General features: G+C 60.6%; 13 protein-coding genes and 1 rRNA gene. 9 read left to right on the top strand and 5 right to left on the bottom strand.

All coding sequences use genetic code 11. The annotated features are described in order from the left end of the window. Window positions 1-85: 85 nt before the first annotated feature. From AO356_RS07960 to AO356_RS07970, 3 genes are all read right to left on the bottom strand, one after another. A 16S ribosomal RNA gene (locus tag AO356_RS07960) occupies window positions 86-1,622 on the bottom strand. A gap of 624 nt (window positions 1,623-2,246) precedes the next feature. Further along, a complete protein-coding gene (locus AO356_RS07965) occupies window positions 2,247-3,740 on the bottom strand; it encodes a CoA-acylating methylmalonate-semialdehyde dehydrogenase (protein WP_060739304.1) in 1,494 nt (497 codons plus the stop codon). A gap of 72 nt (window positions 3,741-3,812) precedes the next feature. Then, the gene (locus AO356_RS07970) at window positions 3,813-5,162 is read right to left on the bottom strand and encodes an aspartate aminotransferase family protein (RefSeq protein ID WP_060739305.1); all 1,350 of its coding nucleotides are present in this window, start codon (window positions 5,160-5,162) and stop codon (window positions 3,813-3,815) included. Window positions 5,163-5,285: 123 nt separating this feature from the next. Here AO356_RS07970 and AO356_RS07975 point away from each other — a divergent pair, with 123 nt between their 5' ends. From AO356_RS07975 to AO356_RS08000, 6 genes are all read left to right on the top strand, one after another. After that, complete coding sequence (locus AO356_RS07975; RefSeq protein WP_060739306.1) at window positions 5,286-6,206, top strand: LysR family transcriptional regulator; 921 nt, start codon at window positions 5,286-5,288, stop codon at window positions 6,204-6,206. Window positions 6,207-6,427: 221 nt separating this feature from the next. Continuing rightward, window positions 6,428-7,078: a TetR/AcrR family transcriptional regulator gene (locus tag AO356_RS07980; RefSeq protein WP_060739307.1), complete on the top strand. Its 651-nt coding sequence runs from the start codon at window positions 6,428-6,430 to the stop codon at window positions 7,076-7,078. A 7-nt stretch (window positions 7,079-7,085) separates the two neighbouring features. Further along, window positions 7,086-7,667, top strand: coding sequence for an IMPACT family protein (locus tag AO356_RS07985; protein WP_060739308.1), 582 nt, complete (start codon window positions 7,086-7,088; stop codon window positions 7,665-7,667). A 534-nt stretch (window positions 7,668-8,201) separates the two neighbouring features. Then, the gene (locus AO356_RS07990; RefSeq protein ID WP_060739309.1) at window positions 8,202-9,755 is read left to right on the top strand and encodes an ABC transporter ATP-binding protein; all 1,554 of its coding nucleotides are present in this window, start codon (window positions 8,202-8,204) and stop codon (window positions 9,753-9,755) included. A gap of 11 nt (window positions 9,756-9,766) precedes the next feature. Beyond that, on the top strand, window positions 9,767-10,873 hold the full coding sequence (locus AO356_RS07995; protein WP_060739310.1) for an ABC transporter permease: 1,107 nt from the start codon (window positions 9,767-9,769) through the stop codon (window positions 10,871-10,873). After that, complete coding sequence (locus tag AO356_RS08000; protein ID WP_060739311.1) at window positions 10,873-11,799, top strand: ABC transporter permease; 927 nt, start codon at window positions 10,873-10,875, stop codon at window positions 11,797-11,799. Before AO356_RS07995 ends, AO356_RS08000 begins: the two co-directional genes overlap by 1 nt. A 76-nt stretch (window positions 11,800-11,875) precedes the next feature. Here the strand turns inward: AO356_RS08000 and AO356_RS08005 are convergent, their stop codons facing one another. Further along, window positions 11,876-12,304 (bottom strand): hypothetical protein, encoded by a 429-nt coding sequence (locus AO356_RS08005; RefSeq protein ID WP_060739312.1) that lies wholly within the window; start codon window positions 12,302-12,304, stop codon window positions 11,876-11,878. 80 nt (window positions 12,305-12,384) lie between these two features. Here AO356_RS08005 and AO356_RS08010 point away from each other — a divergent pair, with 80 nt between their 5' ends. The 3 genes from AO356_RS08010 (at window position 12,385) to AO356_RS08020 (ending at window position 15,052) form a co-directional block, all read left to right on the top strand. Continuing rightward, entirely contained in the window at window positions 12,385-12,735 is a 351-nt protein-coding gene (locus AO356_RS08010) for a MerR family transcriptional regulator (RefSeq protein WP_053118143.1), read from the top strand. A gap of 25 nt (window positions 12,736-12,760) precedes the next feature. After that, entirely contained in the window at window positions 12,761-13,447 is a 687-nt protein-coding gene (locus AO356_RS08015) for an SDR family oxidoreductase (protein ID WP_060739313.1), read from the top strand. Window positions 13,448-13,693: 246 nt separating this feature from the next. Continuing rightward, on the top strand, window positions 13,694-15,052 hold the full coding sequence (locus tag AO356_RS08020) for an 8-oxoguanine deaminase (RefSeq protein WP_060739314.1): 1,359 nt from the start codon (window positions 13,694-13,696) through the stop codon (window positions 15,050-15,052). 124 nt (window positions 15,053-15,176) lie between these two features. On the opposite strand, the gene AO356_RS08025 is transcribed toward AO356_RS08020, so the two are convergent. Beyond that, the gene (locus tag AO356_RS08025) at window positions 15,177-16,268 is read right to left on the bottom strand and encodes a calcium:proton antiporter (protein ID WP_060739315.1); all 1,092 of its coding nucleotides are present in this window, start codon (window positions 16,266-16,268) and stop codon (window positions 15,177-15,179) included. Window positions 16,269-16,320: the final 52 nt, after the last annotated feature.

Genomic DNA, 16,320 nt, shown 5'->3' on the forward strand with positions numbered 1-16,320 from the left:
TTGGAGCTTAAAGCTGCTTCTATCGTCTTCTTCAATGAATCAAGCAATTCGTGTGGGAGCTCATGGAGCAGCTGCGGTCGTCGATTAAGGAGGTGATCCAGCCGCAGGTTCCCCTACGGCTACCTTGTTACGACTTCACCCCAGTCATGAATCACACCGTGGTAACCGTCCCCCCGAAGGTTAGACTAGCTACTTCTGGTGCAACCCACTCCCATGGTGTGACGGGCGGTGTGTACAAGGCCCGGGAACGTATTCACCGCGACATTCTGATTCGCGATTACTAGCGATTCCGACTTCACGCAGTCGAGTTGCAGACTGCGATCCGGACTACGATCGGTTTTGTGGGATTAGCTCCACCTCGCGGCTTGGCAACCCTCTGTACCGACCATTGTAGCACGTGTGTAGCCCAGGCCGTAAGGGCCATGATGACTTGACGTCATCCCCACCTTCCTCCGGTTTGTCACCGGCAGTCTCCTTAGAGTGCCCACCATAACGTGCTGGTAACTAAGGACAAGGGTTGCGCTCGTTACGGGACTTAACCCAACATCTCACGACACGAGCTGACGACAGCCATGCAGCACCTGTCTCAATGTTCCCGAAGGCACCAATCCATCTCTGGAAAGTTCATTGGATGTCAAGGCCTGGTAAGGTTCTTCGCGTTGCTTCGAATTAAACCACATGCTCCACCGCTTGTGCGGGCCCCCGTCAATTCATTTGAGTTTTAACCTTGCGGCCGTACTCCCCAGGCGGTCAACTTAATGCGTTAGCTGCGCCACTAAGAGCTCAAGGCTCCCAACGGCTAGTTGACATCGTTTACGGCGTGGACTACCAGGGTATCTAATCCTGTTTGCTCCCCACGCTTTCGCACCTCAGTGTCAGTATCAGTCCAGGTGGTCGCCTTCGCCACTGGTGTTCCTTCCTATATCTACGCATTTCACCGCTACACAGGAAATTCCACCACCCTCTACCATACTCTAGCTCGACAGTTTTGAATGCAGTTCCCAGGTTGAGCCCGGGGCTTTCACATCCAACTTAACGAACCACCTACGCGCGCTTTACGCCCAGTAATTCCGATTAACGCTTGCACCCTCTGTATTACCGCGGCTGCTGGCACAGAGTTAGCCGGTGCTTATTCTGTCGGTAACGTCAAAACACTAACGTATTAGGTTAATGCCCTTCCTCCCAACTTAAAGTGCTTTACAATCCGAAGACCTTCTTCACACACGCGGCATGGCTGGATCAGGCTTTCGCCCATTGTCCAATATTCCCCACTGCTGCCTCCCGTAGGAGTCTGGACCGTGTCTCAGTTCCAGTGTGACTGATCATCCTCTCAGACCAGTTACGGATCGTCGCCTTGGTGAGCCATTACCTCACCAACTAGCTAATCCGACCTAGGCTCATCTGATAGCGCAAGGCCCGAAGGTCCCCTGCTTTCTCCCGTAGGACGTATGCGGTATTAGCGTCCGTTTCCGAGCGTTATCCCCCACTACCAGGCAGATTCCTAGGCATTACTCACCCGTCCGCCGCTCTCAAGAGGTGCAAGCACCTCTCTACCGCTCGACTTGCATGTGTTAGGCCTGCCGCCAGCGTTCAATCTGAGCCATGATCAAACTCTTCAGTTCAAACATCTTTGGGTTTTGAGAAAACCCTAAACTTGGCTCAGCAATCGTTGGTTACATCTTTGATTTCTCGCGGAGTAACTTGTGATGCTGATAATCTGTTGACTAGCAGTCTGACTCCACAAGCACCCACACGAATTGCTTGATTCAGTTGTTAAAGAGCGGTTGGCTGAGTCTTTCGTCTCAACCGAGGCGCGCATTCTACAGCGCCCCGTGTACCTGTCAAGCGGTTATTTTCAGAAGTTTTCAAAGTTTCCTTTTCAACTTCAACCACTTGCGCTTCCGATCTCTCGTTAGCGGGAGGCGAATTCTACAGCGTTACTCGCTGCTGTCAACACCTCTTTTTCACCGCTTTCGACCGAGAAGATCGAACCGCATATAGAGTCAAACAACACCACTCTATCTGCTCCTTCCGAGCCTCGATGAACTGAAGCCCCGCACTTTCGAAACCTACTTAACTCGTTGAATCTCAAGGAGTTTTCCGTTTCGACTGCGCCGGAAGTGGGGCGAATTATAGACTTCCAGAATCTGCCGTCAACACCTATTTTCACAATTCTGTCACATCAGTCAAAAAGCCCCGTAAATACAGAGGCCGGCGCCAAGGGCGCCGGCCTCTTCACTGACTGACTACAAGCTGGGGAACGCGAACTGTGAAGCCTCATGGCTAGCACGCTGCGGCCAGCGCTGGGTAATCGCCTTGCGACGGGTATAGAAACGTACGCCGTCCGGGCCATAGGCGTGCAGGTCGCCGAACAGCGAACGCTTCCAACCGCCAAAGCTGTGATAGGCCACAGGCACGGGCAATGGAACGTTGACGCCCACCATGCCGACTTCGATCTCGTCGCAGAACAACCGCGCCGCTTCGCCATCGCGGGTGAAGATGCAGGTACCGTTGCCATACTCGTGATCATTGATCAGTTGCATCGCCTCTTCCAGGCTGTTGACCCGGACGATACACAGCACCGGCCCAAAGATCTCTTCCTTATAGATGCGCATCTCGGGGGTCACACGATCGAACAGGCAGCCACCGAGGAAGAAGCCCTCCTCATGCCCAGCCACACTCAAGCCGCGACCATCGACAATCAGCGAGGCACCCGCCGTCACACCTTCTTCTATATAGCCACTGACCTTGTCCCGGTGCTGACCGGTCACCAACGGCCCCATGTCCAGCCCGCAAGACGTGCCGGCGCCGATCTTCAGCGCCTTGATCTGCGGCACCAGCTTGGACACCAGTGCATCCGCCACCTGGTCGCCGACACACACCGCCACCGAAATCGCCATGCAACGCTCGCCGCACGAACCGTACGCCGCGCCCATCAGCGCGCTGACGGCATTGTCCAAGTCGGCATCCGGCATCAGCACCGCATGGTTCTTCGCCCCGCCCAGTGCCTGGACGCGTTTGCCACGTCGAGTGCCCTCGGCATAGATGTATTCGGCAATCGGCGTCGAACCGACAAAACTCAGCGCCTTCACTTCCGGCGCTTCGATCAGCGCGTCCACCGCGGCCTTGTCGCCATGGACCACGCTCAAGACGCCCTTGGGCAAACCGGCTTCCAACAGCAACTGGGCGATCAGCAACGTCGAACTCGGGTCGCGCTCGGACGGTTTGAGAATGAAGCAGTTACCGCAGACGATCGCCAGCGGATACATCCACAACGGAACCATCGCCGGGAAGTTGAACGGTGTGATGCCCGCCACCACGCCCAAGGGTTGAAAGTCTGACCAGGCGTCGATGTTCGGTCCTACGTTACGGCTGTATTCGCCTTTCAGGATTTCTGGCGCTGCACAGGCAAACTCGACGTTCTCGATACCGCGCTTGAGTTCACCGGCCGCGTCTTCCAAGGTCTTGCCGTGTTCTTCGCTGATCAACTGGGCGATGCGCGCCTCGTTTTGCTCCAGCAATTGCTTGAAACGGAACATGACCTGCGCACGCTTGGCCGCCGGCGTATTGCGCCAGGCCGGGAAAGCCGCCTTGGCGGCGTCGATAGCCTGCTGGATGGTCGCGCGATCAGCCAACGGCACCTTATGGATGGCCTGGCCAGTGGACGGGTTGAACACATCGGCGGTGCGAGCACTGTCGCTCAGCCGTTCGCCATTGATCAAATGCGGGATGAGGCTCATGGGGGACTCCGGAATTATCCACAGGCGCCCGTGACCGGACGCCCGTTATCGAAAGCTATAGAGAGGGACGCATCAGTCGAGCTTGTTCAGCACTTCACCGACGGCGTCGAACAGGCGATCCAGGTCCTGCGGCTTGCTGTTGAACGTAGGCCCGAATTGCAGGGTGTCGCCGCCGAACCGCACATAGAACCCGGCTTTCCACAACGCCATGCCGGCCTCGAACGGACGCACGATGGCATCGCCATCGCGCCCGGCGATCTGGATCGCGCCGGCCAGGCCATAGTTGCGAATGTCGATGACGTTCTTCGCGCCCTTCAAACCGTGCAGCGCATTCTCGAAATGCGGGGCGATCTCGGCCACGCTCTGCACCAGGTTTTCCTTTTGCAGCAGGTCCAGCGCCGCCAGGCCAGCCGCGCAAGCCACCGGGTGCGCCGAATAGGTGTAGCCGTGGGGGAACTCCACCGCGTACTCAGGCGTCGGCTGGTTCATGAACGTCTGGTAGATCTCGCTGCTGGCAATCACCGCGCCCATGGGGATCGCGCCATTGGTGACTTGCTTGGCGATGCACATCAGGTCCGGGGTTACGCCAAAGCTGTCGGCACCGAACATCGAACCGGTGCGACCGAAACCGGTGATCACTTCGTCGAACACCAAGAGAATGCTGTGCTGGTCGCAGATTTCCCGCAGGCGCTTGAGGTACCCCTCAGGCGGCACCAGCACGCCGGCCGAGCCAGCCATGGGTTCGACGAACACTGCGGCAATGTTGGATGCATCGTGCAGTTCGATCAGTTTCAGCAGCTCATCGGCCAAGGCGATGCCACCCTCTTTCGGCATGCCACGGGAATAGGCGTTGCTGGCCAGCAAGGTGTGGGGCAAGTGATCGACATCCATCATCGCCTGGCCGAACAACTTGCGGTTGCCGCTGACGCCGCCGAGGCTGGTGCCGGCGATGTTCACCCCGTGATAGCCACGGGCACGGCCGATCATCTTGGTCTTGGTCGCCTGGCCCTTGAGACGCCAGTAGGCGCGGACCATCTTCACCGCGGTATCGGCGCACTCGGAGCCGGAATCGGTGAAGAACACGTGATTGAGATTGCCCGGGGTCAGGCTGGTGATTTTCTCCGCCAACTGGAACGACAGCGGATGACCGTACTGGAACCCCGGCGAGTAATCGAGGGTGCCCAGTTGCTTGGCGACCGCCTCCTGGATTTCCTTGCGGGTGTGCCCGGCGCCGCATGTCCACAGCCCCGACAGCGAGTCGTACACCTTGCGCCCCTTGTCATCCACCAACCAACTGCCTTCGGCGGCGACGATCAGGCGCGGATCGCGCTGGAAATTACGGTTGGCGGTGTAAGGCATCCAGTGGGCATCGAGCTTGAGCTGGCTGGCCAGGGAACCGGCAGCGTGTTCGGGCATGTTCATCGACAAAAACCTCGCAGGTCATAAGCGACAGGGAATCGAAAGCGTTCTTGCAGCTAAGTTGCCACGGCGATAAAGTCGATGAAATGCAACTTTTGTAACCTTCAGTCGGCGGATCACTAAACTATGAGCGCGCGTCGTCCCGATCCACTGGCCCAGGTCAGCGACTTTGATATTCGCCTGCTGCGCATTTTCCGCAGCGTCGTGGAATGTGGTGGGTTTTCCGCCGCGGAAACGGTGCTGGGCATCGGCCGCTCGGCCATCAGCCAGCAGATGAGCGATCTCGAACAACGCCTCGGTTTGCGTCTGTGCCAACGCGGGCGCGCAGGGTTTTCCCTGACCGAGGAAGGCCGCGAGGTGTATCAGTCGGCGTTGCAGCTATTGAGCGCACTGGAAAGTTTTCGCACTGAGGTCAACGGCCTGCACCAGCACTTGCGCGGCGAGTTGACCATTGGCCTGACCGACAATCTGGTCACCCTGCCCCACATGCGCATCACCCACGCCCTGGCGCAATTGAAAGAGCGCGGGCCCGACGTGCAGATCCAGATTCGCATGATCGCCCCCAACGAAGTCGAGCAAGGCGTGCTCGACGGGCGCTTGCATGTCGGCGTGGTCCCCCAGGCCAGTGCCCTGTCCGGGCTGGAATATCAACCGCTGTACAGCGAGCGGTCGCTGCTGTACTGCGCGGTCGGGCATCCGCTGTTTTATGTCGATGACCAACAGCTTGAAGACACTCGCCTCAACAGCCAGGACGCCATCGCCCCCACGTTCCGTCTGCCGGCCGAGATCCAGGCCCACTACCAGGCGCTCAATTGCACCGCGAGTGCATCGGACCGCGAAGGCATGGCGTTCCTGATTCTCACCGGGCGCTACATCGGTTACCTGCCTGATCACTACGCCAACCTCTGGGTCCAGCAAGGTCGGTTGCGGGCCTTGAAACCCGCGGCACGGTTCTATGACTTGAGCCTGGCGTCGGTGACGCGCAAAGGTCGCCGGCCTCATCTGGTGCTGGAGAGTTTCCTCGAGAGCCTGGCGGCAACCCGCTGATCCCATTTGCCCCTTGTGGGAGCGAGCTTGCTCGCGATAGCGATAGGTCATCCACATCACCATTGACTGACTAACCGCTATCGCGAGCAAGCTCGCTCCCACATTGGTCGAGGTTGGCCTGGTCATCGGCGGAGGTCTTTTTAGTGTGATGGCACTTGTCGGATTGATGCCGGTGCGCTATCAACGCATTTGCTTGCCCACAGACCAGCCCGGAAACGCCCATGACCTTTGAAGTCCCAGCCCACAGTGGCAAGCCCACCAGTCGCATTCGTCAAAAGAACGAAGAGACGATCCTCAAGGCTGCCGAAGATGAATTCGCTCGCCACGGGTTCAAAGGTACCAGCATGAATGCCATCGCCCTCAAGGCTGGGCTGCCCAAGGCGAACCTGCATTATTACTTCACCAATAAACTCGGCTTGTACGTGGCGGTGTTGAGCAACATCATCGAATTGTGGGATAGCACCTTCAATACCCTCACCGCCGAGGATGATCCGGCCGAAGCCTTGACCCGCTATATCCGCGCCAAAATGGAGTTCTCTCGTCGCCAGCCCCAGGCATCGCGGTTGTTTGCCATGGAAGTGATCAGCGGTGGCGAATGCCTGACCGAGTATTTCAACCAGGATTATCGCGCCTGGTTCAATGGTCGTGCGGCCGTGTTCCAAGCCTGGATCGACGCCGGCAAGATGGACCCGATCGATCCGGTGCACCTTATTTTCCTGTTGTGGGGCAGCACCCAGCATTACGCCGACTTCGCCACCCAGATCTGTCGCGTGACCGGTCGCAGCAAGTTGACCAAGCAGGACATGATCGACGCGGGTGACAACCTGATCCGCATCATTCTCAAGGGCTGCGGCCTGACACCCACTCTTTAAGATCGCCATGCCCTTTACCCTTGCCGGTTTTTGCGAGTACCGCGAAGAAATTCGCAAAAGCCGCTTCATCACCTTCGCCGCGCCCATCACCAGCCCCGCCGATGCCCAAGCGTTCATCGAGCAGCACAGCGACCTGGATGCCACGCACAATTGCTGGGCCTGGAAACTCGGCGACCAGTACCGCAGCAACGACGATGGCGAACCAGGTGGCACCGCCGGGCGGCCGATCCTGGCCGCGATCGAAGCCCAGGCCTGCGATCAAGTCGTGGTGCTGGTGATTCGCTGGTACGGCGGAATTCAACTGGGCACGGGTGGACTCGCCCGGGCTTACGGCGGCGGTGCGAACAAATGCCTGCAAAACGCCGAAAAAATCGAACTGATCAGCCGTGTGCCGCTGCACTGTAGCTGCGGGTTCGCCGAACTGCCCCTGGTGAAACTGCGCGTCGCCGAGTGCGGCGGGCTGGTGAATGAAGAACGCTTCACCGCCAATGGCGTAGACCTGCAATTGGCCGTGGGTGAAGCTCACATCGAAACCTTGCAAGCGCAACTGGCCGGCCTGAGCCGTGGCCGGATCCTGTTGGAGCGTTGAGTTCGCAGGCTTGCAACCTTCCAGGGCATCGCGCAATCGTTCAACTTGCCCACATCCACTGTGCACCCGACTGTGGATAACCTGAGCACATTCCTCTGTAACCCTTCTGTCATGCGGGTTTCAGAGGGTTGCTCATTTTTCGTCCAAAGTCCTGCCCAATCGACAAATCCATCTGCAAAACAAGTGCTTGCAGGGGGTTATCACCTTTAGAAGAAAGCCTCGCAGTGCTTATGCCCGACTGTCCAGCTTGCGCACAATAACTGTGGAGCAACCTGTGGATAACCCGTTCATGGCTCCTCCCGCCCCAAGAAGGTCACGGCTCGCGGTCGTTTGTTCAATTTTTAACCACCCATTTCAGGGCAAACCGATGCCTGCATAAAACGTGCGCGCTCCAACCCGGTGCAGAATTTTCCTGTTGCAGGTCTCCAGCCTTATGCAGAAGGCCTTGGTGACAGGGCCAAGGTATTTTCCTGACCTTATGGCCAGGAAATTGCTTTATCCACAGGCATTCCTGTCCATCGGCCCGAACCTGTCATGTCCAACCCCGACTCCATCGCGCGCCTGCAACTGCGCAAGATCAGCAAACGCTACCCCGGTTGCCTGGCCAACGACGCCATCGACCTGAGCATCCAGCCCGGCGAAATCCACGCCCTGCTCGGCGAAAACGGTGCGGGCAAAAGCACCCTGATGAAGATTATCTACGGTGTCACCCCTGCCGATTCGGGTGAAGTGATCTGGCAAGGCCAGCGCGTCAACCTGCGTAACCCGGCCCAGGCCCGCAGCCTGGGCATCGGCATGGTGTTCCAGCATTTCTCGCTGTTCGAAACCCTCACCGTTGCGCAGAACATTGCCCTGGCAATGGGCGCTACGGCCGGTTCGCCAGCACAGCTGGAACCCCGGATTCGCGAAGTGTCCCGACGCTACGGCATGGCGCTGGAACCGCAGCGGCTGGTTCACAGCCTGTCGATTGGCGAGCGCCAGCGGGTAGAGATCATTCGCTGCCTGATGCAGGACATTCGTTTGTTGATTCTTGATGAGCCGACCTCGGTGCTCACGCCCGTGGAAGCCGAAGAGTTGTTCGTGACCCTGCGTCGCCTGGCGAGCGAGGGCTGCAGCATTTTGTTTATCAGCCACAAGCTCGGAGAAGTGCGAGCCTTGTGCCACAGCGCCACGGTGCTGCGGGGCGGGCGGGTTTCGGGGCATTGCACCCCGGCGCACTGCTCGGACCGGGAGCTGGCACAACTGATGGTCGGCGAAGCGGCCGGGCTGATCACGGACTACCCCAAGGTCAGCGCAGACAAAGCCTTCCTGCAAATCAATAAGCTGTCCTGGCACAACCCGGACCCATTCGGCTGCTCGCTGAGGGACATTGATCTTGAAGTCTGCAGCGGCGAAATCGTCGGCATCGCCGGGGTGGCGGGCAACGGCCAGGACGAATGGCTGGCGTTGCTCAGCGGAGAAACGCAGCTGCCCCGCCAGCATGGCGAAACGATCCGATTCGCCGGGCAACCCGTCGCGCACCTGCGCCCCGATGCCCGTCGTCGACTCGGCCTGGCATTTGTCCCCGCCGAACGCTTGGGCCACGGCGCTGTGCCGCAATTGAGCCTGGCAGATAACGCCTTGCTCAGCGCTTTCCAACAGGGCCTGGTCAGTCATGGGCTGATTCGACGCCGCCAGGTCGAACACCTGGCCGAGGAAATCATCCGTCGCTTTGGCGTAAAGACACCTGACACCCGAACCCCGGCACGCAGCCTTTCGGGAGGCAATTTGCAGAAATTCATTCTTGGCCGGGAAATCCTCCAACAGCCAAAACTGCTGGTGGCCGCGCACCCGACCTGGGGCGTGGACGTCGGGGCCGCGGCGACCATCCATCGCGCCCTGATCGCCCTGCGCGATGCGGGCGCGGCCATTCTGGTGATCTCCGAAGACCTCGACGAACTGTTCCAGATCAGCGACCGCCTCGGCGCCTTGTGCGGCGGGCGCCTGTCAGCCTTGCGCCCCACAGGCGAGACCCGGCTCAGCGACGTCGGCGGCTGGATGGCCGGCCAGTTCGACGCCCCTCAATCCCCTGCCCCCGCACCGGTATAACGGAGTTCCACATGCTGCTTTCTCTCGAACCCCGCGGCCAGCAATCGCGCCCGATGCTCTGGTGCTCGCCGCTACTGGCCGCCGTGTTGACCCTGGGCTGCGGCTCGCTGCTGTTCATCACCCTGGGGCATGACCCGTTGCAAACGCTGTACACCCTGTTGATCGCCCCGATCAGCGACCTGTACGGCGTGTCCGAGTGGCTGGTCAAGACCTTGCCGATCCTGCTCTGCGCCCTCGGTCTGGCAGTGGCCTATCAGGCGCGGATCTGGAACATCGGCGCCGAAGGCCAACTGCTGCTGGGCGCCCTGGCCGGCAGTGCCTTGGCAGTGAACATCATCGGCGTGCAAAGCCGCTGGGCATTGGTGCTGATCCTGCTGACCGGCACCCTGGCAGGGGCGGCTTGGGCCGGACTCACGGCGTGGCTGCGCACGCGTTTCAATGCCAACGAAATCCTGACCAGCATCATGCTCAATTACATCGCCCTGAACCTGCTGCTGTTTTGCGTTCACGGGCCGTTGAAAGACCCGGCGGGTTTCAACTTCCCGGAGTCGGCGATGTTCGGCGAGGCCAGTCGCCTGCCATTGCTGCTGGAGGATGGCCGGGTCCATGCCGGGCTGTACTTCGCCCTGCTGGCCTTGGTGGCGGTGTGGGTCTTGCTGCAGAAAAGCTTCGTCGGTTTTCAGATCAAGGTGCTGGGCCTCGACGCCCGCGCCGCCGGTTTCGCCGGCTTTCGCCAGAAGCCGCTGGTGTGGCTGGCGCTGTTGATCAGCGGTGCGCTGGCCGGGCTGGCCGGCGTCTGCGAAGTGACCGGGCCGATCGGCCAACTGGTGCCGCAGGTGTCGCCGGGCTACGGCTATGCGGCGATTACCGTGGCATTCCTGGGACGGCTCAATCCCATCGGCATTCTGTTTGCCAGCCTGTTGATGGCGTTGCTGTACATCGGCGGCGAGAGCGCGCAGATGTCGTTGAACCTGCCCCAGGCGATTACCCAGTTGTTCCAGGGGATGATGCTGTTTTTCCTGTTGGCCTGCGACGTGCTGATCCTCTACCGGCCACGCCTGAACCTGCGCTGGACCCGGCGCGCCCGAAGCACTGCGGTACAGGCAGGAGCCCTGTGATGGATATCGACCTGTTGAGCAATATTTTCTACGCCATGGTCCGCTGCGGCACACCCCTGCTGCTGGTGGCCCTGGGTGAATTGGTCTGCGAAAAAAGCGGCGTCCTCAACCTGGGCCAGGAAGGCATGATGCTGTTCGGCGCGGTGATCGGTTTTATCGTCGCGTTCAACAGCGGCAACCTCTGGCTCGGCGTGCTGCTGGCGATGGCTGCCGGGATGCTGTTGTCGGCATTGTTCGCGCTGGTGGCACTGGTGTTCAACGCCAATCAGGTGGCCACCGGGCTGGCGCTGACGATTTTCGGGGTGGGCCTGTCGAGTTTTGTCGGCGCGGCCTGGGTCGGCAAACCGCTGGCGGGATTCGAGCCGCTGGCTATTCCCTACCTGAGTGACATCCCCTTGATAGGACGGATGCTGTTTGCCCAGGATCTCCTGGTTTACCTGTCCTTCGCACTGTTTGCGCTGGTGGCGTGGGTGCTCATGAAAAGCCGCACCGGATTGATCATCCAGGCCGTTGGCGAGAACCCCGATGCCGCCAGCGCCATGGGCCTGCCGGTGTTGCGGGTGCGGACCCTGGCGGTATTGTTTGGCGGTGCCATGGCCGGGTTGGCCGGCGCCTATCTGTCGTTGGCCTACACGCCGATGTGGGCCGAGAACATGAGCGCCGGCCGTGGCTGGATCGCCCTGGCCCTGGTGGTATTCGCCAGTTGGCGAGTGTGGCGCCTGCTGTTGGGTGCCTACCTGTTCGGCCTCGCCAGCATCCTGCACCTGGTGGCCCAGGGCTTGGGGCTGGCGATTCCATCGAGTCTGCTGGCGATGCTGCCCTACGCCGCGACCATCGTAGTGCTGGTGCTGCTGTCCCGGGATGCCGTGCGCACCCGGCTGTATGCGCCGGTGTCACTGGGGCAGCCTTGGCAGGCGGGGCATTGAGATAGACCGCGGCGCACCTATCGCGAGCAAGCTCGCTCCCACACTAGCCCAGGTGAACACTGAGCTCAGGTTTGACTCAGGCCCCCTGTGGGAGCGAGCTTGCTCGCGATGAGGCCCGAACAGGCAACACCTGAACCACGCCCCACACCACCTCCAGAAACAGGAAAACCCACAACACCGCACTGGCCCCATGAAGCAGCGCATACAACTGCCAGGCCGCAAACAGAAACCGCCCCGCCGCGTCATACCGTCCGTACAGCGGTTGCGGATCACGAATCCGCAGCACCGCCCACACGCAGACAATCGAGCCCAGCAAATTCACCATCAGCATATGTGCCGGCGCAAACGGCGGCAGTTCTCCAGGCAGGTCAAATAGCTGAGTCAGGCTCATCAACACACCATGCAACGCCGCAAAGCTCCACGGCGTGGCCAGCACGGCCGACACGATAAGGTCGTACCAGGCGCTGCCGCGCACCACCTGGCGATATTGCATCGAACTCCACATACACGTTGCTCCAGATAATTGGGGAGCGAAAAGGCTAAAGCCTGGGGTATGCTCCAAGGTCAAGCCCTCCGGAGTTGTCCATGCGTATCGGTGAATTAGCCCAAGCCTGCGCCGTCAGTCGAGACACGTTGCGCTTCTACGAACAGCGGGGCCTGATCGCGGCAACGCGCAGTGCCAATGGCTATCGCGACTACCCCGCCGACGTGGTCCAACTGGTGCTCTATATCAAGACCGCCCAGCGCCTGGGCTTTACCCTGGGCGAGATCGGCGCCAGCGTCGCCGCCCTGTGGAACGCCCCCGACCCCGACTGCGCGGTAACGCAATTGCTGCAAGACAAACTGAACCTGATCGAAACCCGCATGACCGAACTCGACGCGTTACGCCACGAGCTGAAACAACGGCTCGGGCAACGTTGTCCATTAAACCCGTGACCTTTTTCTTTCAAGGATGCCTCTCATGACTTCGGCAAGAAACGCATTGATCATCGGCGCCTCCCGGGGCCTGGGCCTCGGTCTGGTGAAGACGCTGCTCAGCGATGGCTGGAACGTGACCGCCACCGTGCGCAACCCGCAGAACGCAGAAGCTTTGAAGGCGCTGGGCCCGGTGCGCATTGAAAAACTCGACATGGACGACCAGCAAGCCGTCATCGCACTGAGCCAGCAGCTCAAGGGCGAGACCTTCGACCTGCTGTTCGTCAATGCCGGCGTCAAAGGCCCGGACAACCAGAACCCAGGCGGCGCGACGCTGGCGGAAGTCGGCCAGTTGTTCTTCACCAACGCCGTGGCGCCGATCAACCTGGCCCAGCGCTTCGTCGGCCAGATCCGCGACGGCAGCGGCGTGCTGGCGTTCATGAGTTCGGTGCTGGGCAGCGTGACCATGCCCGACGCGCCGGAACTGGCGCTGTACAAGGCCAGCAAGGCGGCGCTCAATTCCATGACCAACAGCTTCGTCAGCCAACTGGGCGAGCAGGCATTGACCGTGCTGTCGCTGCACCCGGGTTGGGTCAAGACGGACATGGGCGGTGAAGGGGCGGACATCGATGTCGAGACCAGTACCCGCGGGCTGATCGACCAGGTCAATGCCTTCGCCGGCAAGGGTGGGCATCACTTCGTCAACTACAAGGGCGAAACGATTCCCTGGTAACCCCATCTTTCCTCTGTGGGAGCGAGCTTGCTCGCGATGGTGGCCTTACATCCAACATGGATGTCGACTGATCTACCGCTATCGCGAGCAAGCTCGCTCCCACAGGGTTCTCGGCCTGACACTGGATCTGCGCCCGGCAACCTGAGTAAACTCCACCCTCGCCCACCCAACGGGCGACCCTGGATCAGCAGACAGGGCATCACTGAGCTGGCTAACCTGAACCCACTTTCAGAGGAGCCGGCCACCATGCCTGCGACCCGTACCTGGTTAAAAAATCCCCTCGCCATTTTCACCGCCAACGACCTCGATGCCCGTGGCGGTCTCGTCCTGCAGGACGATGTGATCGTCGAACTGCTGAGCGCCGGCCAACAACCCGCCCAGCCCTGCGACCACATCTTCGACGCGCGCGAGCATGTGATCCTGCCGGGGTTGATCAACACCCATCATCACTTCTACCAGACCCTGACCCGCGCCTGGGCGCCAGTGGTGAACCAGCCGTTGTTCCCGTGGCTGAAGACCCTCTATCCGGTGTGGGCGCGGCTGACCCCGGAAAAACTCGCCCTGGCGAGCAAAGTGGCCTTGGCCGAATTGCTGCTGTCGGGCTGCACCACGGCGGCCGACCACCATTACCTGTTCCCCCAAGGCCTGGAACAGGCCATCGACATGCAAGTGCAAAGTGTCCGTGAGCTGGGCATGCGCGCGATGCTGACCCGCGGTTCCATGAGCCTGGGCGAGGCCGACGGAGGCTTGCCGCCGCAGCAGACCGTGCAGCAGGGCGAGGTGATTCTCGCCGACAGCCAGCGCTTGATCGCCGAGTACCACGAGCGCGGTGACGGCGCCCGGATCCAGATTGCCCTGGCGCCCTGCTCACCGTTTTCGGTCACGCCCGAGATCATGCAAGCCAGCGCCGAGCTGGCGGAGCGACTCGATGTACGCCTGCACACGCACCTGGCCGAGACTCTCGATGAAGAGGCCTTCTGCCTGCAACGCTTCGGCCTGCGCACCGTGGATTACCTGGACAGCGTCGGCTGGCTCGGCCCGCGCACCTGGCTGGCCCACGGCATTCATTTCAACCCGGATGAAATCGCTCGTCTCGGTGCCGCTGGCACCGGCATTTGCCATTGCCCCAGTTCCAACATGCGCCTGGCCTCTGGCATCTGCCCGACCCTGGAGCTCACCGCCGCTGGCGCCCCCATAGGCCTGGGGGTAGACGGCTCGGCGTCCAACGATGCCTCGAACATGATCCTCGAAACCCGCCAGGCGTTGTACATCCAGCGTCTGCGCTATGGCGCGCAAGCGATCACGCCAGAACGCGTACTGGGCTGGGCGACCCGTGGCTCGGCGCAACTGCTCGGGCGCAGCGATATCGGCGAACTGGCCGTGGGCAAGCAGGCCGACCTGGCGCTGTTCAAGCTCGATGAACTGCGTTTCTCCGGCAGCCACGACCCGATCTCGGCCCTATTGCTGTGCGGTGCGGACCGGGCGGATCGGGTGATGATCGGTGGGCAATGGCGAGTGATCGACGGGCAGGTCGAGGGGTTGGATTTGAAGGGGCTGATTGCCGATCACAGCCAGGCGGCGCGGGAATTGATCGCCGGCGCCTGATCCAACCCAAATCCCCTGTGGGAGCGAGCTTGCTCGCGATAGCGCCAGATCAGTCAACATTGATGTTGAATGGCTGGCCGCCATCGCGAGCAAGCTCGCTCCCACAATGGATGCTGTATTGGGCCTAGAGGCCCAGCAGGGACAACATGATAAACGTCGCGAACAACACAAAGTGGGTCATGCCTTCGATGGCATTGGTTTCACCATCATTGAGGTTGATCGCGCTAACGATCAGGGTGATGAAGATCATCACCGTCTGCACCGGGGTCATGGCCATCTGGAAGGGCTGGCCGGTGTAGAGGGCCATGGCCTCCATCACCGGTACGGTGAGGATCACGGTGGACAGCGAAGCGCCCAATGCAATGTTCACCACCGACTGCATGCGGTTCGCCAGGGCGGCGCGCAGGGCGGTGAGGATTTCCGGTGCGGCGGAGATCGCGGCCACCAGGATCGCCGTGACCACCGGCGGTGCGCCCGAGCCTTCCAGGCCCAGGTCGAGGGCCTTGGACATGACTTCGGCGAGGGCGCCGATCACCACCACGCCAAACACCAGTGCGCCGATGGAAAGCGTCAGGCTGATGGGTTCCGGCTCGTTTTCCACCGGCTCTTTCTTGCGGCGTTTTTCCGGGTAGCTATAGCTGAAGAAATAACTGTGGGGCCCGACCTGCATGCGCAGGAACAGGGTGTACAGCACGATCATCGCGCCGATGGTGAAGGCCGAATACATTTTCCAGTTCTGCTGGGGAATGAACTCCGGCACCACCATCGACACGCCCATGGCCGTAAGAATCATCACGCTGTAGGTGCGCGCCGAATCGTCGTTGTAGGCCTGCTCGCCATGCTTGATCCCGCCCATCAGCGCCGCCAGCCCGAGGATGCCGTTGATGTCGAGCATCACCGCCGAGTAGATCGTGTCCCGCACCAGGGTCGACGACGCTTCGTTGCTCATCATGATCGCCAGGATCACCACTTCCACCAGCACCGCCGACAGGGTCAGGATCATCGTGCCGTAGGGATCACCGACCTTTTCCGCCAACAGCTCGGCGTGATGGGCCACGCGCATGGAGGCGGCGACAATGAAGCCGATCAGCACCAGGCCGCCGATCAATGCCACCCCTTGCCCGTTGCCCAGCAACCAGTGCTCTAGCGGATAGGCCATACAGGCGGCGACCAGCGCCAGCAACAGCAGTTTTTCTTGCTTGATCAGCGTGAGCATCGCGGGCCTGTCACTGTGAGCGGGGTCATGAGTTACTGACTGTAGGGGGCGG

Source organism: Pseudomonas fluorescens, assembly GCF_001307275.1.
GTDB classification, from domain to species: Bacteria; Pseudomonadota; Gammaproteobacteria; order Pseudomonadales; family Pseudomonadaceae; genus Aquipseudomonas; species Aquipseudomonas fluorescens_AA.